General features: G+C 64.0%; 19 protein-coding genes and 1 pseudogene. 16 read left to right on the top strand and 4 right to left on the bottom strand.

The features are described 5' to 3' along the window. Positions 1 to 5: 5 nt before the first annotated feature. Positions 6 to 218: pseudogene (locus ABDJ40_RS01065) on the top strand (magnesium chelatase domain-containing protein); the annotation flags it as partial. Between the two features lie 723 nt (positions 219 to 941). Here the strand turns inward: ABDJ40_RS01065 and ABDJ40_RS01060 are convergent. Further along, entirely contained in the window at positions 942 to 1,145 is a 204-nt protein-coding gene (locus ABDJ40_RS01060; protein WP_347604943.1) for a hypothetical protein, read from the bottom strand. Positions 1,146 to 1,176: 31 nt separating this feature from the next. Beyond that, positions 1,177 to 1,545 (bottom strand): hypothetical protein, encoded by a 369-nt coding sequence (locus ABDJ40_RS01055; RefSeq protein WP_347604940.1) that lies wholly within the window; start codon positions 1,543 to 1,545, stop codon positions 1,177 to 1,179. A 254-nt stretch (positions 1,546 to 1,799) separates the two neighbouring features. On the opposite strand from ABDJ40_RS01055, the gene ABDJ40_RS01050 reads away from it, so the two are divergent. The 8 genes from ABDJ40_RS01050 to ABDJ40_RS01020 all read left to right on the top strand — a co-directional run bounded on the left by ABDJ40_RS01050 (position 1,800) and on the right by ABDJ40_RS01020 (position 12,898). Beyond that, positions 1,800 to 2,102: a helix-turn-helix domain-containing protein gene (locus ABDJ40_RS01050; protein WP_347604937.1), complete on the top strand. Its 303-nt coding sequence runs from the start codon at positions 1,800 to 1,802 to the stop codon at positions 2,100 to 2,102. Between the two features lie 70 nt (positions 2,103 to 2,172). Continuing rightward, positions 2,173 to 2,469, top strand: coding sequence for a helix-turn-helix domain-containing protein (locus tag ABDJ40_RS24715; RefSeq protein WP_430765581.1), 297 nt, complete (start codon positions 2,173 to 2,175; stop codon positions 2,467 to 2,469). Between the two features lie 332 nt (positions 2,470 to 2,801). Beyond that, a complete protein-coding gene (locus ABDJ40_RS01045; RefSeq protein WP_347604934.1) occupies positions 2,802 to 5,672 on the top strand; it encodes a TrlF family AAA-like ATPase in 2,871 nt (956 codons plus the stop codon). A gap of 539 nt (positions 5,673 to 6,211) precedes the next feature. Continuing rightward, positions 6,212 to 8,491, top strand: a complete 2,280-nt coding sequence (locus tag ABDJ40_RS01040) for a type VI secretion system Vgr family protein (RefSeq protein ID WP_347604931.1) — start codon at positions 6,212 to 6,214, stop codon at positions 8,489 to 8,491. Between the two features lie 3 nt (positions 8,492 to 8,494). Further along, a complete protein-coding gene (locus tag ABDJ40_RS01035; RefSeq protein WP_347604928.1) occupies positions 8,495 to 9,679 on the top strand; it encodes a DUF2169 family type VI secretion system accessory protein in 1,185 nt (394 codons plus the stop codon). Then, positions 9,676 to 11,328 carry a polymorphic toxin type 15 domain-containing protein gene (locus ABDJ40_RS01030; RefSeq protein WP_347604925.1) on the top strand — a complete coding sequence of 551 codons (1,653 nt, stop codon included), beginning with the start codon at positions 9,676 to 9,678 and terminating at the stop codon, positions 11,326 to 11,328. Before ABDJ40_RS01035 ends, ABDJ40_RS01030 begins: the two co-directional genes overlap by 4 nt. Further along, on the top strand, positions 11,325 to 11,984 hold the full coding sequence (locus ABDJ40_RS01025; RefSeq protein WP_347604922.1) for a GAD-like domain-containing protein: 660 nt from the start codon (positions 11,325 to 11,327) through the stop codon (positions 11,982 to 11,984). Before ABDJ40_RS01030 ends, ABDJ40_RS01025 begins: the two co-directional genes overlap by 4 nt. A gap of 365 nt (positions 11,985 to 12,349) precedes the next feature. Next, positions 12,350 to 12,898, top strand: a complete 549-nt coding sequence (locus tag ABDJ40_RS01020; RefSeq protein WP_347604919.1) for a hypothetical protein — start codon at positions 12,350 to 12,352, stop codon at positions 12,896 to 12,898. 151 nt (positions 12,899 to 13,049) lie between these two features. Here ABDJ40_RS01020 and ABDJ40_RS01015 read toward each other — a convergent pair whose 3' ends face one another. Further along, entirely contained in the window at positions 13,050 to 14,810 is a 1,761-nt protein-coding gene (locus tag ABDJ40_RS01015) for a response regulator (protein ID WP_347604916.1), read from the bottom strand. A 130-nt stretch (positions 14,811 to 14,940) separates the two neighbouring features. Between ABDJ40_RS01015 and ABDJ40_RS01010 the strand changes: the two genes are divergently transcribed. The 4 genes from ABDJ40_RS01010 (at position 14,941) to ABDJ40_RS00995 (ending at position 22,409) form a co-directional block, all read left to right on the top strand. Next, on the top strand, positions 14,941 to 20,118 hold the full coding sequence (locus tag ABDJ40_RS01010; protein ID WP_347604913.1) for a CHASE domain-containing hybrid sensor histidine kinase/response regulator: 5,178 nt from the start codon (positions 14,941 to 14,943) through the stop codon (positions 20,116 to 20,118). A 51-nt stretch (positions 20,119 to 20,169) separates the two neighbouring features. Next, on the top strand, positions 20,170 to 20,451 hold the full coding sequence (locus ABDJ40_RS01005) for an alpha/beta fold hydrolase (protein WP_234687292.1): 282 nt from the start codon (positions 20,170 to 20,172) through the stop codon (positions 20,449 to 20,451). Between the two features lie 113 nt (positions 20,452 to 20,564). Then, on the top strand, positions 20,565 to 21,515 hold the full coding sequence (locus tag ABDJ40_RS01000) for a GGDEF domain-containing response regulator (RefSeq protein WP_334279790.1): 951 nt from the start codon (positions 20,565 to 20,567) through the stop codon (positions 21,513 to 21,515). Between the two features lie 270 nt (positions 21,516 to 21,785). After that, positions 21,786 to 22,409, top strand: a complete 624-nt coding sequence (locus ABDJ40_RS00995; protein ID WP_347604909.1) for a tyrosine-type recombinase/integrase — start codon at positions 21,786 to 21,788, stop codon at positions 22,407 to 22,409. 433 nt (positions 22,410 to 22,842) lie between these two features. Here the strand turns inward: ABDJ40_RS00995 and ABDJ40_RS00990 are convergent, their stop codons facing one another. Next, positions 22,843 to 23,574 (bottom strand): MbcA/ParS/Xre antitoxin family protein, encoded by a 732-nt coding sequence (locus ABDJ40_RS00990; protein WP_347604906.1) that lies wholly within the window; start codon positions 23,572 to 23,574, stop codon positions 22,843 to 22,845. Positions 23,575 to 24,205: 631 nt separating this feature from the next. Between ABDJ40_RS00990 and ABDJ40_RS00985 the strand changes: the two genes are divergently transcribed. The 3 genes from ABDJ40_RS00985 (at position 24,206) to ABDJ40_RS00975 (ending at position 26,655) form a co-directional block, all read left to right on the top strand. Further along, on the top strand, positions 24,206 to 24,982 hold the full coding sequence (locus tag ABDJ40_RS00985) for a hypothetical protein (RefSeq protein ID WP_347604903.1): 777 nt from the start codon (positions 24,206 to 24,208) through the stop codon (positions 24,980 to 24,982). A 2-nt stretch (positions 24,983 to 24,984) separates the two neighbouring features. Next, a complete protein-coding gene (locus ABDJ40_RS00980) occupies positions 24,985 to 25,758 on the top strand; it encodes a thermonuclease family protein (protein WP_347604900.1) in 774 nt (257 codons plus the stop codon). A 348-nt stretch (positions 25,759 to 26,106) separates the two neighbouring features. After that, a complete protein-coding gene (locus ABDJ40_RS00975; RefSeq protein ID WP_347604898.1) occupies positions 26,107 to 26,655 on the top strand; it encodes a hypothetical protein in 549 nt (182 codons plus the stop codon). Positions 26,656 to 26,685: the final 30 nt, after the last annotated feature.

Genomic DNA, 26,685 nt, shown 5'->3' with positions numbered 1-26,685 from the left:
GCCACATGACCCTGGCCCTGATCCACAGCCGCGCCCTGGACGGCCTGCGCGCCGAAGCGGTGACCGTCGAAGTCCACCTGGCCAACGGCCTGCCCAGCTTCACCCTGGTCGGCCTGGCCGACACGGAAGTGAAAGAAGCCCGCGAGCGCGTGCGGGCCGCCCTGCTCAGCAGCGGGCTGGAATTTCCTGCCAACAAGCGCATCCAATGTAGTCAAGCACTTTTGTTCAAAAGTGTGTCAGGTAGATCCTGGATGTGGGCTTTTCGAGCTTCCGAGTCTCATGTAGGTGGGCAGCGCAACGCGTTGTCCACGGGCTTGCCGGGCGCGCAGCGCCCGGCCTACCCCAACCTTCTTGCCCTCATGCTGAGGCAGCACTCCGCACTTTTGCAGGCCTCGCTGGCGCCCCTCAGCCATGTTGCCGAGAAGATCAAGCGCCCAGCACGCCACCGATCAGCCTGGAGCGATCACGATCCCTTGATCTCTGGTGATACCAGGTGGTCGCGCAGAGCGGCATTGGCGGCGTCTTCAGAGACTGAGTGGTCAGCAACAAGGATGTTGACCCATTGACCTGTGTCACTCGCCAGTCGCCCTCTGACAATCTCGACCCGTTTGGGCCGCCAGCCCATTCTGAGGGGGAGAACCGCAGCCAGCGACCGAGCACATGCATTACACAGCCATGGCATCGAGCGAGGTCGACATGTTGGCCATCGCCAAGCGGCGAATAGTAGCCAACATCGAAGTCCAGCTTAAGGAATTGGTCGAAGTTGTCGTCGCTGTCCGAAGCGATGTCACCACAACGATCGCACCGAATCTCGCGACAGTAGGCTGCGTACTTGACACCGAGTTGTTTCGTCACTTGGTTGATTATCCAAGCTTACAAGACCACAAACGTGAACATCTACTTCAAGTAATGCTCCAAACGGTTAATCTCGTTTGGTTTTGTCACCATGTTTGTTGACAATTCAAGCCATAGATCGGCTTGATCAGCCACTGCGAAAGCCATGGGTCAGGATCTTCATCAACCCCCATTGCCACGGCCGCCGCCAGAAGGCGCAGGTACCCAGGCGTCTCGACGAACTTCGCCAGTTCGTCGAGCACCCTCCGTTGCACCGCAATAAGGGCAACGACGTTGGCAGCAATGGTCATGATTGCCGACCAGTTGAAGTCGCAACGCGACTCAGTCGAGGCCCACGAGATCCCAGGCCAACACGCTGACGTCAACCGCGCCACCCATGCCTAACCTGACCGCTCCCGCCCGAAGCATCTCGCGCTCGATTTCGCGCTCTTCGGCTGGACCCGCCAGTTCATACATCCGCCCCGATGATGTGGTCACAGCCACCCTACCTCGCTCAACGGCTGAGATCGCCGATGTGACGCAAACGGTTTCTTGTTCATCGCCCACGTCCCTGAATGTGACCAGGTGAAGGGTGCCAGTTCGCGTCCTGATCAACCGCCAGGAATGAACCAGCACCCGCGGCTGCGTTTCGATATCCGAAGCGTCCCTCTCGTTGGCAAAGGTGAGAGACATCGGATGGGGCAAGTTCATGTGAAAGCTCCTGCAGTTTTGTACTCCTTGTGCGGTCAATGGCTGTACAAGTTGAGCGGCAGATATGCGGCGCCACCATGTCGGCTTGATGAGATCATGGATGGGTTCCTGAGTTTTAAATAACGCAGGACAATTCTGTTTGTGCCGCGCCCTGGCGCAAAGCATTTCCTCGAAAGGGCGCCTAGCCCGCCCGGGAAAAAAAGCGCTTACCGAATACGGCACAGGATGGCGTAGGGTTCGCAACGAACTGCACCATGCCCAAGATCCTGCACTCACGTCACAACGAGATTTTTCTCGAACTGCTCAAGCGCACACGCACGCGCAGGCGCCTTCGGCAACGAGATCTGGCGTTGCTGCTGGGCCGTCACCAGGGGCTGGTCAGCAAGGTGGAGCGCGGCGAGCGCAGGCTTGATGTCATCGAGCTGAGAGACTGGCTGAGCGCCCTCGATACCGACTTCATCGAGTTCCTCAGCGAGCTGCATGCAGAACTGACCCCGCACGGCACCGCAGGCCTGCGCGTACTGCGCCGGAACAGCCCACGCCCCCGGTCACCCTGAGCACGAAGCCAATCGTTTTGAGTTATTTATAACGTGGCGTAGATAGCTCAGTTCTTAGACCCTTCGGCGGATGCCTGTCCGCCCGAAGACTTCCCTCAAACCTGGCCGCCCGAAGGGCTATAGCAGCCTTGATGCAGGAATTGCAAAGGCGTTTGGAAGGGCAGCGAAGGGCCGACGCCTCGAGGCGGGTCTCTCCCAGGAGGCGCTGGCCCTGGAGACTGGAATCGAGCGCTCGTACATCAGTCGACTTGAGCGCGGACTGAGCCAGCCAACACTGCTTGCATTGCTCAAATTGGCCAAAGGCCTGGGCTGCGAGGCGGGTGACCTGCTCGCCCCGGTGGAGAAGACCTTCAGGCGTCGGCGCTAGCTACGGGCAAGCGGCGAGCTGCCCACCGCCACCACCTTCACCCACGTGCCCACAGCCTTCGATTGAGAAACTGAAAAACGATTGCGCGTCGACAACAACTCGCCCGGTAACATTCCTCCGCGAGACGACACGCAGCTCAGGGTAGTTGACGCCGGGCAGGTCAGTGACTACGGGCTCGGCAGGCAACATGGTCGGAGTCCGAATTGACTTGGAGCCGTCACCCTCCCGACCAGCAGAAGACCACAGCCGGTCCCCGCAGAGGCTCAGATAGGATTGGTTAAATAGCTGGCGCAATCAGTCCGTCCAGCAAACCTACCGCGGGAGGGGTGGTGATGGCTACGTACGAGGGGATGCGTTGGGTCAAATGTGACTTCCAGGTCCAAACACCTGAAGACGCCGCCCATTGGGCTGACGCTGAGACCAGGCTGTCGGAGCCCCGGCGCCCCCTTGCGGACCAGCCCCCCGCGGCCGACGGCTCCGCGACTCCCCGCAGGCCGGATGAGACGTCCATCCAGGAAGTCGCACGCACGTTCCTGCAACGCTGTCACGAAGTCGGGCTGCAAATGGTCGGCATCACCGACCACAATTTTTCCCACAAGTCAGACCCGCGTGACTGGTTCTTAACGCACTTGGTCGAACAGAACCGACGCGTGGCGCGCGAACTCGGACGGGAACCACTCGCAATCTTCCCTGGCTTTGAGGTCGACATTGGGTACCACGTGCTGTGCCTTTTCGGCCCGGCCAGGACTCAGCGCCATATCTGGCGTGTGAATCAGATTCTTACCCGGCTCGGTCTGGTTGAAGACAGGCGGTTCGTAAGAGGCCTCCCCCAGGAACTTCGGAACAACAACGAGAACGTAAGCCTCAAGACGCTGCTGGAGGTGGTCCAGGGCGAGCACGGTGGGATGGTGATTGCAGCCCATTCTGACCAGAACGACGGCCTACTGGAGAACGCGCGGAATCGGCACGATTACCAGCTACCGCAGTTGCTGGCAGTCGAAGTGACCGCGCAGCCTGTCCCCGAGCGCTACCGGGAAATTTTGGCAGGACGGGACCGGGACTGGGGCAGGGCAGACCGTCCGTTGGCGTTGGTCATGTCGTCTGACGCCAAGTCTCTGAAGGTTGACCCGCAGACCCAAGAGCCAGGGCCAAATTCTTTGGGCTATCGCCACACCTGGGTCAAGATGTCGAAGCCCTCTATTGAAGCACTTCGGCAGAGCTTTCTTGACTCCGAATCCCGCATCCAACTGAAGGGGCTAAATCCGGCGGACGCACAGAATCACCCTCGAATTCTGTCGGTCGAAGTGCGCGGCGCGAGGTTCCTCGACGACCTCGCGGTGTCGTTCTCGCCAAACCTCAACTGCGTCATTGGCGGCCGAGGCAGCGGTAAGTCGACTCTGTTGGAGTACCTTCACTTCGCCCTCGGGGACGGACCAGAAGTTGCGAAGGACGAGGACCCGGCCCTCCAGAAGAAGAAGACTCAGTTGGTGAACTCCCTTGCGGGAGGTGGTGAGGTGCGCGTCGCGTTTGAGACCGCGCCCGGCCTAAGGGATGTGCTGGTCTACCGGCCAGGTCCGGCCGGGCAACCGAATCGGACCATAGAGGGGCGAGAGGTCATTGACCTCGGAACAATCTTGCGCCAGCTGAGAGCCAGCTTTTTTAGCCAGGGCGAATTGAGTCGCATGACATCCGGCGCCGGCGGACAGGCGCACGTACTCCAAATCATCGATGCCGCAGCCGCGGTCGAACTGCAGGCGAACGCGTCGCACGAGGCCGAGCTGAAGGTTCGCCTTAATGTCTCCTTCCAAGCTAGACGTGATGCCTCAGAGTTGGCAACGCGTCTTCAGGTAATCACCCAGGAACTGCAAGAGCTTGACCGACAACTCGAAGCCCGCCAATCAGTTCGTGATGATTCGCGTAGGCATCAGGGCGCGGTTGAGGCCCAGACCTTCTTTGATGGGCTCAAAGACTCCGTGTCCGATGAGACTGAGTCTTTGGCTGCGTCCGGTGTATTCCTGCGCAACCAGTACTCCGTGGAGCCCACGGACCACTGGCCGATGACTGAATGGCTCAATGGAAGTCTCGCAAAGGTAAACGCGGCTCGGGCGGCACTGGCCGACGAGGTTGATGCGGCGTTGAGGACGTTCCGCGGGAAGATGGACGAGGCGGTCGGCGCCGACGCCTCCTCAGGATTCTTGCAAGAGGTGGATGGCATTAGTCAAGCGTTCATCCAAGCCTGCGAGGCAAAGGGACTGAAACCGGAGGACATCAGCAAGTTGACCGAGCTTATGGATGAGCGGAAGGCGAAGGACGCAGACCGCCAGAAGGTTGCTGAGCGGCACGAAGTTGCTCGTGCGTCTGCAGCACGGCTTCCCGACCTCCTGCAGCAGCTGCATCAAGTTTGGCGTCAACGGTTTGCCATTCGCCAGCGCATGGCCGAGAGCATTCAGCAGTCGATGTCGCAGATGGCGAGGATTCAAACGACGTACATGGGTGACTTCGAGTCGTTCATGGCGCAATGGCGTCGGGTTATGCCCCAGGATGGCCGGGAGAAGCTCTCGAAGCGTTGGGACGAATTGGGCACCGCGGTACATCATGTCTGGCGTGCCCGCGCAAGTGAAGAGGCCCCTTGGGAAACGGTCGAACTCGCGTCCTATGACACCGACCTCGCCCTTCAGCTTGCGACTCAAACCCGCGAGGACTTGTTGCCGCTGCTTGCGGCACACCTCAACAGCAAGGACGTAAGTCGGGTTTGGGAGGATGTCCGGACAACCCGCGTGGGAGACGGCATTGATGTCGAACTCGTTACCCGCGAAGGCGTCGTCGTCGGCTCGATGAATGGTGCCCTGTCCGAGGGGCAGCGCAACACGCTGTTGCTGAATTTGCTGTTGGCACGTGGTGACGGCCCCATCATCATTGACCAACCCGAAGATGAACTCGACTCGAGTTTCATCTACAAGAACCTCGTCGATGACTTCCGGAAGGTCAAGTCTAGGCGGCAGCTCATCGTTGCAACGCACAACGCCAATCTACCCGTGAACGGCGATGCTGAACTTGTGCTCGCTTTGAAGGGTGAGACCGGACGAGGGCGTATACAGGCACAGGGCGGTCTCGACCGGAAGGAAGTTGTCGAAGCAGTTCTCGACATCATGGAAGGCTCCGAACAGGCCTTCCGCCGGCGCAGCGAAAAGTACCACTTCTAGCCGGCTCCCGGCCGAGCCCGCCCCTTGCTGGGTCACGGACGACATGTGGTCGGATAGCGCCGAGGCCAAAGTTCTGGCCGCAGCCCAACTATCTGCAGCCTCCAGCCGAGGCAGCCATCCGAGTGACTCCTCAGCTTCGGCATGGGCTCGCGGCACGGGCCTGCACCTCGAGAGCTGGCCACTGCTTGAAGCCGCTCGAGAGCTGAAGTGCCGCAAAGTGGACGCTGGCGAACTTCAGCTATCAGCCTGAAACCGACATTGCCCGCTGAACGACCGCGCCCCAGCACATGCCCCCCGCAGACCGGGGGGGCCGGCTCGCTGTCGTTACGTTCCCAGCCAATTCGCACATTTGGTTTCTGCGGGATTCATCTTCTTGCGGACGCTTGCCGCACCGCTTGAAACAATCCGCGGGTTTCCGAGGAGATTGTCCTGGCATCGCCCCAGGCCAGCCCTACGGAAGCCCATGAAACGCAGCGCCTCCCCGAGCGCGCTGCCCATCCGCCCCGGCCAGCAGGGTGCGGACCAGGGAGGAATCAACAATGTCATCACAAGCGCTGAGCGAAGCCAGCGGCGCGCTGCTGCAATTCATCCGGGGCCAACGCCAGAACGCGCGGCTGCTGCAGCTGCACTTCCCGCGGGAGGACGGCCCCTCCGCGCTGATGGTGGCCAACCGGCTGGACGCGACCGAAGGCCTCTCGCGCGACTTCCACTTCGTGGTGGAGGTGCTGTCGGACCAGCCGGACATCGCGCTGAAGGACGTGCTGGGCAAGATGGTGAGCATCGAGCTGCTGCGCGACGACGGCAGCTCGCGCTTCTTCAACGGCCATGTCTTCGAGTTCCGCTTCGTCAAGAACGAGGGCGGCTTCGCGTACTACGACATGGTGCTGCTGCCCTGGCTCGCCTTCCTGCGCCTGACGCGCAACAACCGCCTCTTCCACTTCAAGACGGTGGAGCAGCAGACCGCGCAGCTGCTGGGCGAGTGCCCGCACGCGGACTGGCGCAGCCAGCAGCTGGGCAGCGACCCGGTGATGACGGACGCCTGCCAGTTCGACGAGAGCAACTACAACTACCTGCACCGCCGCTGGGAGGCCCTGGGCTGGCACTACTGGTACGAGCACAGCAAGAGCGGCCACACCCTGGTGATCAGCGGTGACTCCACCGCCTGCGAGCCCCTGGACGGCGGCGCCGCCGTGCCCTGGAAGGGTGACGCTGGCGTGCGCGAGCCCGGCGTGCAAGGCCTGACCCCCGTGCGCAATGTGGCCAGCACCAGCTTCAGTGCGTCCAGCTTCGACTTCAAGCGCCCGCGTCCGCAGATGGCGGACACGCCCACGCTGAACCAGCAGGGTGACATCCCCCCGTTGGAGGTCTACGAGTACGCCGGCGCCTACGGCTACGCCGACGCCGGCGCGGGCCGCGACTACGTGCGCCGCCGCATGGAGGAGATCGAAGCCGCGGCCAAGCACTTCGTGGCGGTGAGTGATTTCCGCGGCATGCAGCCAGGCCGCTACTTCCAGCTCACCGGCCACGTGATGAGCGAGAGCTTCGGCCTGGTGGACGACGGCGACGACACCAGCTTCCTCGTGCTGGAGGTGCGCCACAGCGCGAGCAACAACTTCGAGACCCAGCAGGGTCAGGTCTCGCACTACCAGGCCCAGCTGAGCTGCCTGCGCAAGAAGGTGCCCTGGCGCCCCGGGCGCAGCCACAACTCCATCGAGCCCAAGATCTACGGCCTGCAGACGGCGATCGTGGTGGGCCCCGCGGGCGAGGAGATCCACACCGACGAATACGGCCGCGTGCGCGTGCAGTTCCACTGGGACCGCGAGGGCACGTTCGATGACAAGAGCAGCGCCTGGGTGCGCGTGGCCTCGACCTGGGCGGGCAGCAACTTCGGCTTCGTGGCGATCCCGCGCATCGGGCAGGAGGTGCTGGTGCAGTTCCTGGACGGCAACCCGGACCGCCCGCTGATCACGGGCCGCGTCTACAACCAGGACAACATGCCGCCCTGGGAACTGCCGGCCAACAAGACGCAGACGGGCATCCTGAGCCGCTCCAGCAAGGGCGGCGGCTACGAGAACGCCAACGCGATCCGCTTCGAGGACAAGAAGGGCCAGGAGGAAGTCTGGCTGCACGCCGAGAAGGACCAGCGCATCGAGGTCGAGCACGACGAGAGCCACTGGGTGGGCCACGACCGCAGCAAGACGATTGACCACGACGAGACGGTGCACGTGAAGCACGACCGCACCGAAACCGTGGACCACGACGAGACGATCACGGTGCACAACGACCGCAAGGAGCGGGTGGACCACAACGAGACGATCAGCATCGGGGACAACCGCACCGAGGACGTGGGGCAGAACGAGACCATCACGATCGGGCAGAACCAGACGGTGAGCATTGGGTCGAATCGGAGCGTGACGATTGGCGGCATGAAGACCGAGACGATCACGCTGGCCAAGGCGGAGACGATCGGGCTGGCCAAGGCGCTGACGGTGGGCGGGGCCTACCAGACGACCGTGGGTGGCTTGATGAACACCACCGTGGCGCTGCAGCAGATGGAGCAGGTGGGGCTCAACAAGAGCAGCAAGGTGGGCAAGACCTACCGCCTGGAGGCCGGGGACAGGATCGAGCTGGTCTGCGGTGATTCCAAGATCGTGCTGACCCCGCAGGCGATCTACCTGGACGGGCCCGAGGTGCACATCAAGTCCGGCAGCTATGTGCACGTCGATGGACCGTCAGACATTCTCATGAATGGCGGCAGCGCACTTTCGGCGCCCTCGGGCGATGACGCGGAAGAGGCTGGCGCCGATGGGCAGGGCTGATCAATGGCCCAGCTGGAAACCGTCACCCCCTTTGCCCTGGCCCACTACCGCAAGGAGGGCTATGCGCGCCAGGAAATGGATGTCATGGCCGTGAGGGCGACCTTCCGATGGACGGACGATGGCGCGCCGCTGAAGCTGGCCGAGGTGCAGCAGCCCATTCGCTGGGGAGAGACTTATGAGGGGCCGCAAGATCAGATCCAGCGCTGCGTCGTGGGCAGCGATGGCGATGTGGAGATCGGCAAGCCCACCACCGACATCCACGTCTGCGGGCATCTCATGGCGCCCAGTGGCCGCGCCCAGCGGGACTGGCTGTCGCTGGTCCGCGTGGGAGACACAAGCAAGACACTGAGGGTCTGCGGGCCGCGTCAGTTTGAGAAGGGGCTGACGGGCTGGAGCCTGACGCGCCCGACGCCTGTCGAGCAGATCAGGCTGGACTACCGCCAGGCTTTTGGCGGGATCCAACTTGCCTCCCAACTGGACGAGCACGGGCATCCGGAATATTGCGCCTTCGCAGGCAACCCGGCGGGGCAGGGCTGGTTGCCCGACGTGACGGACCTCAAGCCTCTGCCCAAGGCGGCACGACAGGAGATCGAGCAGAAGATCAAGGCCATCAGGCAGCAGGCGGCTCCGCAGCTCGAGGATCCACGGGCGCCCGTCAGCAGCCCCTTCGATCGCCAGGCCACACAGGGCTTGGGGCCCATCGCCCGCTGGTGGAGCCCGCGCAAGGAGCGGCAAGGCACGCTGGACGAGATCTGGCGCCAGTACCGCTACCCCGAGTGGCCTGCTGACTTTGACAGCCATTACTACAACAGCGCCCATCCCGACCTGATGTGCCGCACGCGGCTGCAAGGGGATGAAACCGTCACCCTGGCCAATTGCGTGGTCCAAGGCGCCACGCGCCGAGACGGCGACTGCTTCCTGAACACTCAGCTGCCCGGCATGGCGGTCTATGCCTCGGCCGAGTTCGAAGGCTCGGACACCGTGCAGCTGCTGGAATTTCTGCTGGACACCGTCAGCATCGACCTGGATCGCCAGGAGATCAGCATGACCTGGCACCGGCTGTGCATGCCGCATCAGTCGCTGAAGTGGGCGTTGATTGGTGGCATGCCCCTGGACCTGATGCGGGAGATACGACGCAAGCGCGCCGCGGCGCTGCCCGTCGCCCCGCCGGCTGGAGCCGCGCCATGAGCGGATCCGCCAAGCACGCCGGCAATGCGGATGCGCAGTGGCGCGCCGTGACCAAGCAGCCCGACCTGTGCCGCGTCGGCAAGGACGTGGTGGGGTTCAGCAGCTTCTCGCAGCTGGATCACAAGGTGACCCATTCGCCGGACGTGTATGGCGATGGCCTGCAGATCTACCGCGTCGGCGACTTGTTCAAGAACGTCCAGGCGGATGCCGGCAGCCACATCGTCGCCGGGACGTCGCAGGGCTCGGGGCATGTCCTGATCCTGTCCGGTCATCCCACCATCAAGCTCAACAAGCAGCCCATGGCCTGGCAGGGCAGCGAATGCCTGATCAACTGCAATGCGGCCGGCATGGGCGGCGCCAAGGGCGAGCTGGTGACCGTGGTCAAGCCCATTCCCCGGCCGATGCTGGAGCGCATGGGAGACGAGTCGGGCAAGGTGCTCAAGGACAAGGTCAAGGGGATCAAGGAGAGCGGGAAGACGATCTGGGAGGCGCTGCCGTGGACCTCGGACGAGGCGACGACGGCGGCGGCCCGGGGCCGTATCGCGCAGGGGTTCAGCGACATGGCGGACGGCCTGGGGGCGCTGTTCGGCGCGAATCCCGACTTCGTCAACGCGGCCTATATGAGCGGCGATCCCAAGAGCATCGCCCTGGCCAACGAATTGCTGGCCAACCAGCAGCAGGCGGCCGGGGCGATCGTGGACTCGATCGGGCAGAGCTGGCGAGAGTCCAGCGCGCGCAGCGGCACGGCTGGCGCGATGGCCATGGTGGTGACATCGCTGGGCACCGAAGTGGTGGGCGGCAAGGGTCTGGGCGCCCTCGGCCGCGTGGCGGGTCGGATCGCGGAGATCAGCAAGCTGGCCAAGACCCCGCTGGAAGCGGCGCAGATGCTGGACAAGGAGGTCAAGGCCGCCCGCGCCGCAGGCAAGAGTGCGGATGAGATCAAGCTGCTGGAGGAGGCGCGGGGCAAGAAGCTGGCCGAGGCCCGAGCGGCGCAGGAAGCCAAGGACGCGGGCAAGGACGCCGGCAAGGGCGGTGGTGGGGACGGCAGCGGTTCTGCGGCGCACATCCGCGCCAAGCGGGTGCCCTGCTTCCATCCGTATGACAAGAAGAAGTTCAGGCGCCTGTCTCCTGACCAGAAGAAGGACTACCTCAAGGAGATGTCCGAGCAGCTCAAGCGCCAGCAGGATGCCATCAACAGCATGACGGCGGCGGAGTTCAAGGCGGCGCGGGAGGCGTTCGCCAAGTACGGGCGCAATCCGATGGCGGAGGGGGCGCAGGAGGGGTTCAGAAAGAAGTTTGCAGAAACCGTTGGCAAATCGATCAAGGAAAGCCTGCAGGGAGGGGGGATGAGCCCGGTGAAGGCGGAAACGGAGGCCCTTGCACGAACGAAAGAATTGATGGGGAAGCTTGCCGCCCTTCATGAGCCTGATATGGTGGCCGGCGGCTGGCTTGCACCGGACCCGAAGGGCATGGGGCGCGCGGATGTCAACTCCTCCATCGGTGGCAGCTGGAATCAGAAGGCACCGGGCGATCCGACCAGTCGTGTGGGGCACATGGAAAGCTCAGCCAACGACGCCATTAAAAATGGCCATGGATCCGACAAGATGAATGTTCAGCTGGAAGTTTGTAGAGGACGAGGCTTGCGATGAGAGACGAGGACTTTGAGTACTTCATTCAAAAATTTGGTGAAGCGACCTCCCACCAAACAGTCCCAAAAGAAGCCATGGACCAATGGCGCGGCAAGCTGCCAAACAAGCTGCTGCACTACTGGCAGACCGAGGGCTGGAATGGCTATGCCCATGGACGCTTCTGGACCGTCAATCCAGACGACTATGAGGACATCGTGGATGAGTGGTTAGACGGGTCACCGCTAGAACAGGCGGACAGCTTTCACGTTATTGCCAGGTCTGCTTTTGGAGACTTGTATCTCTGTGGCGAAAAATTTGGATGCAAGGTCATCATTGCTTGCAGCTTGCACGCCATCTTCCCCAGGGATCTGGAGGTGCTGCCTGCGGAGGAGCTGGAGCGAAGGTTGCCGTGGTTCTTCTCAGGAATGAACCTTGATGAATGTGACATGGATGACGTAGCCGGAGATCCCTTATTCGAGCGCGCACTGACTTCACTTGGCCCCCTGGCCCCCGATGAGATGTACGGCTTCGAACCCGCCCTGGTGCTGGGCGGAAAGATCACGCTGGACCGTCTGCGCAAGGTCAAGATCGACCAGCACCTGACCATTCTTCGCCAGTTGGCAGCCCCCACCATGCCCTTCGGCAACATCGATATCCAGAAGCTGCTCAAGTCCTGACCTTGTGAAGAAAGGTATGCCGCGGCGCCCTCGATGCACTGATCGCTTGGCGCTTCGGAAAAGCTCCTGCCTTCACGCATGAGTCGTGCAGTTATCTGCTCACGGGTGAGTCGCGCTGGGTTTCGAGGAGGCTCCAGTTCGGTAGCGGCAACCGCTGCAGTTGCCCCCAAGGAGCCCATTAAGTTGCACCTAAACGTCGAGTTGCAACTTCGACGATCTATGCATGCTGGATCGCTTCATACCAAGGCGGGCAGCATGGAAGGCGCATGGCATCAGGTGACGGTCTGGCGTGTGCAATCCGGCAGTGTTGGGCACCAATGGCCATGCACCGGCAATGGCCGTTCCGAACGTTGGAACTCCTGCACATGATCGTCTTCCTGGATACAGAGTTCACGGACCTTCTTCGCCCTGAACTCCTCAGCATGGGGCTTGTCAGCCTGGACGGACGCGAGCACTACGTCGAACTGAATCTGTCGAGCGACGTTGGCATCGCTCGCCGGAGGGGCGCTTCCAATTTCGTCCTCTTTGAAGGAGTCCTGGATCAGTGGGATAAGGTCGCCAATGCCGCCTCAACTGAATGGGAGATGGGCCGCCGAACCGGCGAATGGCTGCTCTCGATGTCCGAGGAGGCCAGCGCCCGAGTCGAAGTGGCCTTTGACTACCCTGTGGACTTTGAGCTGCTGGCACTTTCCGTCCGCAATGCAGGACTGTGGGAGCAGGTGCGTGAGTCGGTACTCCCAGTCAACATCGGCGCCCTTTCTGGTAGCCCAACCGGTGAAATCGCTGCCGAGGAGTGCTTCCGCGATCTTCGAAAGCGAGGGCTGGGCCGTCATCACGCCTTGGCTGACGCTCTTACGCTTCGAGCCGCCTATCAGGCGGTGAAGGCGCTGGCTATGAATGTCGGGGGCGCATAGGCGGGCGTTAAGGCCCATGAGTGCCATTCAAGGCTCTTTGGTTGAGCACCACCCTGGACCGGCGGACAGCATTGCAGCGAGATCAGACATTCAATGACACCCAACGAATGACCGAACTAGACCGCTTCGGGGTCACTCGAAGCGAAGCCGATCAGATGTGGGCTTCGGTGGTGAGCGAGGGCTTCAGCAGGTTGAAGCTCAGGGTTTGACTCTCGGTGCCTACCCGCTCATCGTCGAAACTGGCGATGGCCCCACCTGCTCCCATCTGCATCAAGGCCAGGCGAACCAGCGGGGATTCGAGGTGGCTTGACTCAAGCCTGAGCCCGCCGAAGGTCAGTGACAGACTGATGGCTTCTTCTGCTTTGACGCTGATCTCCAGCGTCAGGCCGCTTGCGCTGGACGCCGCCAGGGCGAGCAGGAGTCTTTGCATTCCTGCGCGGAAGTGCTCCGCATTGCCCACCACCGCCAGGGTCCGGCTGGGCAGGGCCAAGCCCAGGTCGATGGCCTTGCTTTGGGTTCGACACCAAGCGTCGAGCTCCGTCAGCGCCCGCGCCAGGTCAAAGCCTTTCAGGTCCGGGGGCGCAATCGGTAGCACCGCACGCCCCTGAACGGCGGCGACCAGGTCCTCGGCCGAATGGGCGCCGTCACTCAAGGCCTGGAGCAAGGCCAGTTGCACGCCGGAGGCGACGACCGCATCCCGCAGCGCCTCGCGACGCTGCTCGGCGGCGATTCGATCGGTCGCATCACGCAGCACGACGGTGGTGATGCGGTGCGCACCGCCCCCCTGCTGAAAGACCACCGGCTCCACCGATCGGACCGCGCCATCGCCGCGGAACACGCGCAGCACCCGCGCCGGGCGGCCGCTGCGCCGCCGCTCGTTGGCTTGGGCCATGGCCTCGTTGGCAAAGTCCAAGGCCATCCAGCCGGGCAGCACCACCTCCGCGGCCTGGCCGAGCGCGCGCTCCACCGAGACGCCGAACAAGGCTGCGGCGGCCTTGTTCATCAGCCGCACCACGCCGGCCGAGTCCACGGAAACGATGGCATCCGAGGCCACCGACACCAGCTCGGCCACGCGGCGATCGCCCAGCTCCTGCCAGTGCGCGGCGATGGCGTTGGCCGTCTCCTCGCGCTCGCTGCGCAGCTGCAAAAGCTTGCGCACCCGGGCCAGCAGCACGTCGGGCTTGAAGGGCTTGGCCAGGAAGTCGGAGGCGCCGACCGCAAAACCCAGGGTCTCGTACTTGGCCTCGGCGTGAACGCTGACGAAGGCCACCGGCACCTGGCTCAGCACGGGGTCGGTCTGCATCGCTTGGCACACGGCGTAACCATCCAGCCGCGGCATCTGGGCATCCAGCAGCACCAGGTCGGGAACCTCGTTGTGCATCTGGGCGAGCGCTTCCTCGCCATCGGCCGCCGCCAGCAAGGTGGCGCCCAGCGGCGCCAGCGTCGAGCGGAGTGCCTCGATCGCCAGCGGGTCGTCGTCCACCAGCAGGATGCGCGCGCTGCGCAGGTTCAGGGTGGCCGGCTGGTGGGCGCGCAGCGCCGACAGCCGCAGCAAGGCGCGCATGCGATCGACCAGCAGCTCCGGCTGGAACGGTTTGCGGACGAAGTCCTGGGCGCCGATCTGCAGCGCCGTGGCCTCCAGCGCTTCATCGCTGGCGCTGGTCACCAGGATCACCGGCAGCTGCGCGCTGGCGGGGCGGGCCCGGAGCTGCGCGAGCACCTCCATGCCCCCGAGGCCCGGCATGTTGACGTCGAGAATGAGCAGATCGGGCAGTTCCGACTCCACCGCCTGGAGTGCTTCGGCGCCGCTGCGCGCAAAGCGTATGCGGGCGTAGGGCGCCAGGGTCTTGCTCAGGACCTGCAGCGTGACCGTGTCGTCATCCACCAGCAACAGTCTGGGCTTGTCGGCCATCGATCAACCTCCTTGTGACCATCCCGGCGCTTCGGCTGGCGCCGTCTCTGTATTATTTGGGCACCAACCATAGCAAAGGATCGGCTCGCGCGACCGTCGCACGCTGCGCCACGCCAGGAATCCCAACACGATGCAAGCTCAACTCAGCAGGGCATGGACATGGGTCGGACTGCTGGGTCTGATCGCGACGGGTCTCGTCGGCGGCGGCTTGAGTCTGGAGAACGAGCGCCGACTCGCGCAGGAGATGGAGCGCCAGGCACAGCAGGTGGCGCAGCAGGTGGAGGCGCGCTTCGGCCTCTACGAGTACGGTCTGCGCGGCGCCCGCGGCGCCATCCTCGCCGGCGGCGGCGCAGACATCCGGCGCCCGACCTTTGCCGCCTACTCGCAAAGCCGCGAACTGTCGCGAGAGTTCCCGGGGGCGCGGGGTTTGGGCTTCATCCGGCGCTGGTCCCTTGGCCAGGATGAGGCCGAGCTGCGCCGCGCGCGCGCGGACGGCATGCCGGATTTCCGGCTGCGCGAACTGACTTCGCACCCTGGCGAGCGGTTCGTCATCGAGTACATCTATCCCCAGGCCAGCAACCAGGGCGCGACCGGCCTGGACATCGCCTCGGAACGCCATCGGCGCGAGGCAGCGGTGGCCGCGGCCCAGTCAGCCGCGCCGCAGCTGACGGCGCCGATCACCCTGGTGCAGGCCAACCAGAAGCCCCGGCAGGGCTTTCTGATGCTGCTGCCGGTCTACGCGCCGGGCGTGCTGCCACCCAACCCTGATGCAAGACTGGCCCGGACCCTGGGCTGGTCCTACGCGCCGCTGCTGGCCGACGAGGTGCTCAAGCCCTTGCTGGAGGCGTTCCCGCTGGTGAGCATCGGCCTGGCGGAACACGATCAAGCGAAGGCCTTTTTTGCGACCCACCCGGACACGAGCGACATGGGGGACGCGGACACGGCTCGCGTTGAAAAGAGCCTGTCGGTGTTCGGGCGGACCTGGCGCCTGGAGCTGCAGTCCAGCCCCGCCCTGCGCGCCCAGTCGCGCCTCGCACCGGTCTGGCTGGTGCTGGTGCTCGGCGCCTTGATCAGCGGGCTGATCGCCCTGGTCACCCGCCTGGCGACGGCCCGGCCGGATGCGGAGGCTCTGGCTCAGCAAGGCGGCACCCGGCTGTCGGACTTCGTTCGCAGCCCGCTGGCGCGCTGGTCCTTGCTGGTCCTGCTGGCCCTGGGCGGTGCCTATGCGGCCTTCGTGGGCTGGCAGGTCAGGCAGTCGCTTGCCGCCCGCGTCGAGCGCGAGCTGCAGCTGCTGGTCGACCAGCGCGCCAGCACCGGCGAGACCGCCATGAAAGGCCGCAAGGCCGCGTTGGTCTACCTGCGTGGAACGCCGCCGGTCGATGGGCTGGTGCGCAGCGACGCCAGCGGTCGCGACCCGCTGGATGGCAGCGCTGCCGCGCTGTGGCGCCAGCGCATGGGGCAGATCTTCGCGGCCTATGCGCAGGCCAACCCGGATGCCCAGGAGATCCGCTTGATCCGCCTGGAAGGCACTGCCCTGCAACTGGTCACGTGGCGTCGGGAAGCCGTCGGCCCCGCTCGGGCGGGTGCTGTGTTGGTGGACCAATCGATGGACCCGGCGTCGCTCGGCACGCTGAACGATCTGCGCGCCCGTCTGCTGCGCGGCGAGGCCTGGACGCATCCAATCACGGCCGCCCCGCGCCCGGGCGCGCAAGGCGAGCCGCTGCGGCAGCTCATTCGCTACACCCAACCGGTGCTGGTCGACGGCAGGCTGTTCGGCGTGCTGGAAATGGACGTCGATGTCTCCGCGCGCTTCAGCGCCGAGAGCCTGCGCCTGCCCTGGGGCGGCAGCTTGCATGTGCTGAGCAGCGACGAGCGCTGGCTGACCCGCCAGGGCCCGTTGGAGGGGAACGCCGCCGACAGCTGGCGGGACCGCTACCGCCCCGGCTCGTTGGCGGTCGCCACCCCGCTCGACCGCTTGCGCGCCTGGCAGGGCGCCCAGGCCGAGGTGCTGAGCGTGGAAAGCGTCATCGACCCCAACCCTGGGGACCGAAGCGCCAGAGTCATCTACCGCGCGGTGGTGCCCAAGTCGGCCATGGACGACGCGGCGATGACGCAATGGCGCTCGCGGATGCTGCCACCGGCGTTGCTGGCGGGCCTGTTCTATGCGCTGATCTACCTGTACTGGCGCCTTCAACAGCGCCATCAGAGGCGACTCACGACGCTCAACGCCGACCTCGAGCGCCGCGTCGCCGAGCAGACCCGGGATTTGCAGAGCGAACGGAGCCGACTGAGCAACATCCTGGAGGGCACCGGGGCCGCCACCTGGGAGTGGAACGCGCAGACCGGGGAGACCCGCTTCAACGCCCGCTGGGCAGAGATACTGGGCTACCGCCCCGAGGCCCTGCTGCCGATGACCCGCGACGGCTGGATCGCGCTGATCCACCCCGAGGACCTGGCACGTACCCGGCAGCTGCTGGGTGCGCACCTGAAGGGTGAGAGCGCGCAATACGTTTGCGAAAGCCGGCTGCGCCACCAGGACCAGCACTGGGTCTGGACCCTGTCGACCGGCCGGGTGATGAGCCGCACCCCCGATGGCCGGGCCGAGTGGGTCAGCGGCACCTTGCTGGACATTTCCGAGATGCGCGCCGCGCAGCAGGAGCGCGAGCGCTTTGCCAACCTGCTGCGCGGCGTGCTGCAGGCAGCGACCGACTTCTCCATCATCGCCACCGAGCCCGATGGCCTGATCACCGTCTTCAACGCCGGTGCCGAGCGCCTGCTGGGGTACCGCGCCGAGGAGATGGTCGGGCGGCAGACGCCGGCCCTCATTCACTTGCCCGAAGAGGTCATGCAGCGCGGCGTCGAGCTCAGCGCGGCCGAAGGCGTAGAGGTACAGGGCTTCCGAGTCTTCCTGCATGTGCCCGAGCGTGATGGCAGCGAGCAGCGCGAGTGGACCTATGTGCGCCAGGACGGCAGCCGGGTGCCGGTGTCGCTGACGGCGAGCGTGGTGCGCAGCGAGCGCGGCGAGATCGTCGGCTATCTGGGCATTGCGCAGGACATCTCGGCCCGGCTGGCCGCCGAGCAGGCGTTGCGCCATGCCAAGGCCGCCGCCGAGCAGGCCAGCGCCGCCAAGGGCATGTTCCTGGCCAATATGAGCCACGAGATCCGCACGCCGATGAACGCGGTGATCGGCATCGCCCACCTGCTGGCCGACACCCCGCTCAACGAGGACCAGCGCCAGCTGCTGCGCAAGCTGCAGGTGGCCGGGCGCTCGCTGCTGGGCGTCATCAACGATGTGCTGGACCTGAGCAAGATCGAGGCCGGCGAGCTGGCCGTCGAGCAGGCACCTTTCCAGCTGAGCGAGCTGCTGCGAGAACTGGATGCGGTGTTTGCCGACCCGGCGCGGGCCAAGGGCCTGGGGTGGGAGCTGCACAGCGCACCGGACCTGCCCGACACCCTGATCGGCGACGCGCAGCGCTTGCAGCAGGTGCTCGGCAATCTGCTCAGCAACGCCATCAAATTCACCGCCCAGGGCCGGGTCAGCCTGCGCGTCGACCGCGTCGAGCTCGATGCGCAGCGGCCAGGCCTGCGCTTCCAGGTGCGAGACAGCGGCATCGGCATCGCCCCGGAGGCGCAGGCGCAGCTGTTCCAGCCCTTTGTGCAGGCCGAGGCGTCGACGACCCGGCGCTTCGGCGGCACCGGCCTGGGCCTGTCCATCGTGAAGCACCTGGTGGGCCTGATGGACGGCACGGTGGCCCTGGAAAGCCAACCGGGCCAGGGCAGCGTGTTCACCGTGGAGTTGCCACTGCTGGAGGCGGCCGAGACCAGCCGGCACAGGCCGCAACGGCTGGAGGCGGTCATCGTTGAGGACGAAGAGCTGCAACGCGATCGCCTCAGCGCGCTGTGCGTCGGCTTTGGCTGGCAGGCGCGCAGCTTCGCCGAGGCCGCCGGCTTGCTGGCGCTACTCCAGCAGCGCCAGCAAGCCGGTCAGGCCCTGCCTGATGTGTTGCTGGTTGACTGGCATCTCGGTGACAGCCTGGACGGCATCAGCGCGATGCGCCGTTTGCGCGCATCGCTGCCGGCCGGCCAGGTGCCGGCGGCCTTGCTGATCACCCAGGACCAACGCCGCGCGCTGCAGACCGAGGACATCGAGGATGTGGTCGATGCGGTGCTGGCCAAGCCGGCCAACCCGTCCACGCTGTTCAACGCCGTCAACGAGGCGATCGCCAAGCGCAAGGGCAGCAGCGATCACCTGCTGGACCAGGCCGCGATCCAGCGCCTGGGTGGTGGCCTGCTGCCCGATATGCGCCTGCTCGTGGTGGACGACAGCGATATCAACCTGGAGGTGGCAAGACGGATGCTGGAGCGCCAGGGCGCGGTGGTTCGTTGCGACAGCGGTGCCGAGGCTGCGCTGGCGCGCTTGGCCGGCGGCGAGACCTTTGACGCTGTGCTGATGGACATCCAGATGCCCGGCATGGACGGCCTGGAAGCCACGCGGCAGATCCGCGAGGGTCTGCAGTTGCGCGAGCTGCCGGTGATCGCGCTGACGGCCGGCGCCTTGGTCGAGGAGCGCCGTCGGGCGATGGACGCCGGCATGGACGATTTCCTGACCAAGCCCCTGGACCCCGAGGCCTTGGTGCGCGCGGTCAGGCGGCGAGTCGAAGCGCGGCGAGGCGCGCCTCTGCCCGTGCGCGGCAGCGACACCCAGGCCGCGCTGCCGCCCGATTGGCCGCTGATCGAGGGCATTCAGGCCCAGGAAACCGCGCATCGTTTGGGCGGGGATGTCGCCCTGTTCCACCGCCTGCTGGGCAGGCTTCTGGAGACGCATGACTCGGCCTGGGTGGGGCGCCTGGCGGCGATGAGTGCCGAACAGGCTGCCGCGAGCCTGCACAAGCTGCGAGGCTCCGCCGGTTTGCTGGGTGCCAAGCCAGTGCAGGACCTCGCCGCCGAGGGGGAGGAGCGCTTGCGTCAGGGCGATCCCCTGACCGAACTGACATCACTATTCGACAGCCTGTCGCATTCCCTGTCGGCGCTGCGTGGCGCGGCATCGGCTTGGCTGGCTCAAGCCATTGACAAGGTGGACAGCGGCCAGGCAGCGCCCCTGAGCGACGGACCGGCGCGGTATGGGGTGCTTCTCGATTTGCTTCGACAGCAGGACCTGGATGCTGGCAGCGCTCTGAAGGAGTTGCGGTTCTGGTTGCGGGAGCGGGGACTGAGTGAGCAGGATGTTGCGGCGATCGAGGCCCACGTCGACGAGTTGGACTTTGAACAGGCTTTGCGTCTGTTGGAAGCTCGTCAGCTCTTAACTTGAACCTGTTGGCGCCACCTGCACTGCGATGTGTTTCCCTCTGGAGTCGAGAGCATGAACCCGATCGAAAGAAACCATGTCCGCCGCATCGGCCAGCAGGGCCCGGTGCTGCTCTATGCACATGGCTTTGGCTGTCACCAAGGCATGTGGGCCGGCATCACGCCGGCGTTTGAGGCCAGCCACCAGCAGATGCTGATGGGCTACACGGGCAGCGGCCCGGCGACTGCTCTTCGACAGCAGGCGCTGCAGCCGCCTGGACGGCCATGCGCAGGACCTGATCGACGCGAGGCCTGTCGCGGGGCATCACCCTGGTCGCCTTCAGCACCGCATCGCTGATCTCGACTTTGCGCCTGCGCATCCGTTCCTCCGTGATTGACAGGCATCCGATGCCTCGTCGCGTCAAGCATGATGCGCGTCGATAACGCTAGCAAACCCGGTCGTCAACTGACATGAACGAATCCAGACCCACGCCAGCCACGCTGCTCCTGGTCGACGACGACCCATCGATCATCCAGGCGGCCAGCCGCCTGCTGAGCGATTTCGGTCGCTGCCGCTTCGCGCGCAGCGCAGCAGACGCCTTGCGTCTGCTGCGTCAAGAGCCGGTCGATCTGGTGCTGCTGGACGCGGAGATGCCGGAGATGGGGGGGCTGGAGATGTTGTCGCTGATGCAAAAGGCCAGCGAATTGGCAGAGATTCCGGTGGTGCTGCTGACCAGTCACCGCGACGAGGCCACCGAGGAGGCCGCCTTCGCCGCGGGCGCCGTCGACTATTTGTCCAAGCCGATCCGCCCCGGCGTGCTGAGAGCCCGGGTGAACACCCAGCTGCGACTGAGCCGGGCTTTGGCCGAAGTCCGACGGCTGTCACGCACCGACCCGCTGACCGGGCTGTCCAACCGCCGCGCGATGCAGGAATGGCTGGAGAGGGAACTGCTGCGCGCCGACCGCCAGAACGCGCCACTGAGCGTGCTGATGGTCGACGTCGACCACTTCAAGGCCTTCAACGACTTGTACGGTCATGCAGGCGGCGATCACGCGTTGATCAAGATGGCCGACTGTCTTCGACAGGCAGCCAGCCGTGCCAATGACGACTGCGCGCGCTGGGGTGGCGAGGAGTTCTTGGTCCTGCTGCCCGACACCGACGGCCCAGGCGCGATGGCGGTTGCTCAGCACCTGCATCGGGCCCTGGCCGAACTTGCCCACCCGCATGAAGCCAGTCCGCTGGGGCAGTTGACCGCGTCGGTCGGCATTGCGACCTTGGAGCCGCTCAGTGAGGAGCGCGCCGCTGCACTGCGAGCGGCGCCGGTTCAGGATCGGATCGAGGAGTTGCTGGGGCGAGCCGATGCGGCGCTGTACCGCGCCAAGGCAGCGGGCAGAAGCCGGAGCGAAATCGCAGAGAGCTGAGGAAGCTCGAACCACGCCGCGTACGGCGACGGCCGCACAAGGCGAGCACGAAGCCGGTGATGGCGTAGAGCAAGACCGCACCAAGCTGAGGGCGACGCCGAATCCAATCGAGCGGCCTGAACGCAAGAAATGCAGACGGCCACGCTGAAACATGGGGCGGGTGCTGGCAGCCCGGTAGCGTCAGAGAGCAATTCGCACTCCAAATGGCAGCTTGAATCATTCGCCCATCGGCGCATGCTCTGATGCCCATCAACTCGATGGGAGACCATCATGAGCATGTCGAATGGCAACGCGTCTCGCGAGCCGTGGAATAAGGGCAAGATCGTCGGACAAAAGGCGCCCTTCAAGCTGAAAGACATCTGGGCGCTTCGCGTTCGCCTGCAGATGCAAGGACGAGTTCGCGAGCTCGCCCTGTTCAACCTGGGCATCGACAGCAAGCTTCGCGGGTGCGATCTGGTGGCGCTTCGAGTGAGGGATGTGTGCCATGGCGACCAGATGGCCTCCCGCGCCATCGTCATGCAGCACAAGACCCAGCGCCCCGTGCAGTTCGAGATCACTGCGAGCACGCGTGATGCCCTGCAAACCTGGATCAAGCAGGCCGGCCTGAGAAGCGAGGATTTCCTCTTTCCCGGCCGGTTGCACGAGTCGCCGCACCTGGGCACGCGTCAGTACGCTCGCATCGTCGGGCACTGGGTGAAGGAACTGGGACTCGATCCAGCCGACTACGGCACGCACTCCATGCGCAGGACGAAGGCGACCCTGATCTACCGACGTACCAAAAACCTCCGCGCAGTGCAGCTGCTGCTTGGCCACTCCAAGCTGGAGTCGACTGTCCGATACCTTGGGATCGAAGTCGATGACGCCCTCGAGATCTCGGAACAGACGGAGATCTGAAAAGGCTGCGGCGATCACGGCGACGCAGTTAGTGATGTGACCGCCGCAAGCGCGGCGCCCTCCTTCTGGAACGCCGCGTCCTGCTCCGTCCGACTTCTAACATCACCGGTTCCACCGGTTGGGGTAAGGGACCGATCCTGGGTGAAAGCGGCCATTGGGCAAAGAAGGGTTGACGGACGGCTCTCAGCCTGAAACCGACATCGCTGCAGCGCTTGGCGCAGCCGTGCAGCGATTGCCTTTGGACTACCTGCCTTGGCCGATCGCTTCTAGGCCAAGGCCTGTCGTTGGCCAGCGTCAGCTATGGCGCGCACGAATAGCGTCGCCAAGCTGGCAGCCGTGCTTGCGGATATCCAGGGTGACAACCAGCGATCCGTCGGTGACCGCTTCAGCTCCGCAGTGAAGCAAAGCTTACCTCGACGCCCGGACCTGCAGCTCAACCAGGCAACTCTCCGCGAATTCGCTCAAGTAGGGACTCCAGTTGGCGGCGCCCCTTCTCGCTCCTCAGCATCTTGGACGGCGCAGCGCCATTCAGCTCCGGCAGGGGCTCAGCAAGCCAGGCCTCCAGCCAAGCCGAGAGCTCGACGCGGTCCATATTGCCGCCGCTCTCTTCAATCATCCGGCCCAACTTGTCCAGCAGCGCCGCCTTGGCATCGATATGTTCGAAGGCTGACACCTTCAAGACGGGCTTCCACAACGCCTCCCTGAACTTCTCCAGCCGATCAAGGCCTGCGTCCAGCCCATCGTCCTTCGTCCATCCGGGAGCGGCGGGTGAGTCACTGTAGGCGACGGGAATTCCTTGTTCATAGTAGACCTCGTGAATCGCATACCAAGTTTCCTCGTCAGACGGGAACTCGATCACGCGACAGTTCCAGTGGCTGGCTGGCGTGCGAATGGCAGAGGGCGCAGGTGATTTGCCCTTGGTCGTCGCTCGTGCCGCAATAGCTTGCTGCCAGTCCTCAACATTGCCGAGCTGCACCACCTCGTCGAGCCCCACGTTCTCCAACAGCCCGGCCAACAGCGTCCACCGCTCTTCATCGCTGAAGCAGAGCTTGCCATGCACGAGCTCAAGACGCCCGGGTAGTCGCTCGAGCTTGGCCAAGCCTTCTGGCCCGGTCCATCTACGACCTTTGCGCCCGATGTGCCAGTCGTCGGTCTGATCAATCATGGAAGTCTCCTGAAGTTCGTGGTTGAGGAGCGGGCGATCGAGGCACTACGTCGTACCAAGCATTCCGGAGGAGTCTCAACTTGCTCTCGGCGAGCGCCGGCCATTGCCCGAGCCAACTTACAAAAGCGGAGTGATCGGCAATCGTGGCGCTCCCGCTGCGTGCGGCCGCGAAGCCGAGGTTGATTCCGTCGGCAGGGCTCAGAGCTTGAGCCTCGATCAAGTCCACGTGCAACTGGCCAATTGAATCGTTCCTGCACCTCGATCGACGGTGCTGCACGCCAGGCCCGTGAGAGGTCGAAGCCCAGTATGTGGCACTCGCCGATGCACAGCTTCTTCCGCTGACGTTGGGATCGGGATCCTTTGGGCGGCGGTAGCACCAACTGGTCAGGCATGGGTATTCATGAGGGCGTTGTGACTGGAGAAACGGTGGGGCGACAGGTCGCCCGACGGTCAAATCCAGTATCGAATTCATACCGGCCGCGTACGCGTCGATGTGATTTAAGTTATTGATTTATATGAGTATTATGGTTCTGCTCGGCAAAAGATGGAGCGCTACGGACTGTTCTAAAAGCGACCGGCGTCACGCCGAGCCGTCTGCTCATTGCTGCGCCCCGATGTCAGCGGAGCCCTTATGCAGATCAAGGATGTGCGTCCCCAAACCTTCGTCAAGCAGATCCGATGTGACCGCTGCGACCGTCTTGCAGAGGTGGGCGAAGCCGAGTTCCAGGAGTTCATCAGCATCGACCTGAAAGCCGGCTATGCCTCGATTTTTGGAGACGGCTGCGACGTCCAACTCGACCTATGCCAGCACTGCTTGAAGGCCTCATTGGGTCCGTGGCTGAGGATCGGCGACGCAGACGACAGTCAGCGACAACTTGAGGGTCGGCTGTCCCAGTTCGATAGGGACAGGCATGGCGGGGAGTTCCCGGCGGTGGCCGATGCCTCACTGCAAGGGCGCCACGGCCGCGAGCCCCTCGAACGCTCGGAGACCGCCGGCGCTTGGATTCCGGCAGATCTGGTCATTTCCAAACTCGAGGCCAAAGTTCATGAGGCGCGGACGCGCAGGTCTATTGGATTCCTCAAAGGAAGGTTCGAGGCCCCCCCAGACTTTGATGGAGAACTGCCTGGGAATCTAATTCAGGACTTCGAGGGGAGCGCCACCAAAGACTCAAAGTTGGCAATGTTCGCCCGCATGCAGAACGACCTGGACGTTGCTCAGGCGTCGATCGGCAGGGCCATCGAATTGGCCCACAACGGCGAGCATGAACTTGCCAAACGCATCCTCTGCAATCTGCTCGGTATAGGCGTCATGGCCCCGCTATCGAGCCAAGAGCTTGGTAAGGCTTCCAACGAGCAGAGCGCCAGTCCGCCCTATGGCGCTGATGCAGCCCACCGCTCAGGGGAGTAGTCATGCCTCACCTCACCGAGCAACTTCTGTGGGCATGCCTGATCGTGCTCAGCCTTGTCTCACCGACCTGGGCAGACGGGATTGTTCGCGGCCAAGTAGTCAGCGTGTCCGGTGGCGATGTGCTCGAGTTGGTCGACGCGCACGGTCTCGAGCACAGATTGAGGCTGGCATTCATTGACGCACCGGAACCTGGACAACCCTTTGGGGATGAAGCGCAATCAGCGCTTGCAGCCATGGTGCTCGGTCGACCAGTGACAGCGCGACTGCTCGGCCGAAGTGATGATGGGTTCGCTCAGGCTGAGGTAATCGAACCGAATGGGCATCTGGTGAACCTTGAACTTGTGAAGCGTGGACTGGCCTGGCATTCCTACTTTGAGTCCCAGCCCAATCTCGAACGGGATACGTACCAGGCGGCTGTGGCCGCCGCACAGCAAACGCGCCAGGGCATCTGGGCGCTGGAACGCCTTGAGCTGCCCCGCGACTACCGGGCCCGCGCCGAGCAGGCCTTGCGCTGGCGGCACTTCCTTGTGGCGACACTATCGAGCGCTGCTTTGCTTGGCCTCATTTTGTCGATCTACGACAAGCGCATTTCTGGTTGGATTGCGAAGCAAGATGAACACTTGAAGGCGTCTGCAGAAGCAAGTCGCCTTGCACATATCCGATCCGAGGCCGACGCAGCTGAGCGGGACAGGACGCGAGCCATTGCCGACCAGGAGATGGAACGTCTTGCTGCAATACATCGAGCGCCAGAGCACAAAGGCATAGAGCGGGTTTAGCGCGAGCGAGCTTGTGGGTCTCAACTGTATGTGCGCTGTCGTGCGGCCGCTATCAATTGCGGCGATCGCTCTGCCTATCGGCGGCGACTTGAATCGCCCCGGGTTTAGAGGAGCCTCCAACTCGGTAGCGGCAATCGTTGCAGTCGCCCCCAAGGAGCCCATTAAGTTGCACCTAAACGTCGAGTTGCAACTTCGACGATCTATGCATGCTGGATCGCTTCATACCAAGGCGGGCAGCATGGAAGGCGCATGGCATCAGGTGACGGTCTGGCGTGTGCAATCCGGCAGTGTTGGGCACCAATGGCCATGCACCGGCAATGGCCGTTCCGAACGTTGGAACTCCTGCACATGATCGTCTTCCTGGATACAGAGTTCACGGACCTTCTTCGCCCTGAACTCCTCAGCATGGGGCTTGTCAGCCTGGACGGACGCGAGCACTACGTCGAACTGAATCTGTCGAGCGACGTTGGCATCGCTCGCCGGAGGGGCGCTTCCAATTTCGTCCTCTTTGAAGGAGTCCTGGATCAGTGGGATAAGGTCGCCAATGCCGCCTCAACTGAATGGGAGATGGGCCGCCGAACCGGCGAATGGCTGCTCTCGATGTCCGAGGAGGCCAGCGCCCGAGTCGAAGTGGCCTTTGACTACCCTGTGGACTTTGAGCTGCTGGCACTTTCCGTCCGCAATGCAGGACTGTGGGAGCAGGTGCGTGAGTCGGTACTCCCAGTCAACATCGGCGCCCTTTCTGGTAGCCCAACCGGTGAAATCGCTGCCGAGGAGTGCTTCCGCGATCTTCGAAAGCGAGGGCTGGGCCGTCATCACGCCTTGGCTGACGCTCTTACGCTTCGAGCCGCCTATCAGGCGGTGAAGGCGCTGGCTATGAATGTCGGGAGCGCATAGGCGGGCATTAAGGCCCATGAGTGCCAGTCA

Origin of the sequence: Roseateles flavus, assembly GCF_039872765.1 — a bacterium.
In the GTDB taxonomy this organism is placed as follows: domain Bacteria; phylum Pseudomonadota; class Gammaproteobacteria; order Burkholderiales; family Burkholderiaceae_C; genus Roseateles_B; species Roseateles_B flavus.
This window is presented reverse-complemented; position numbering and strand designations above follow the sequence as displayed.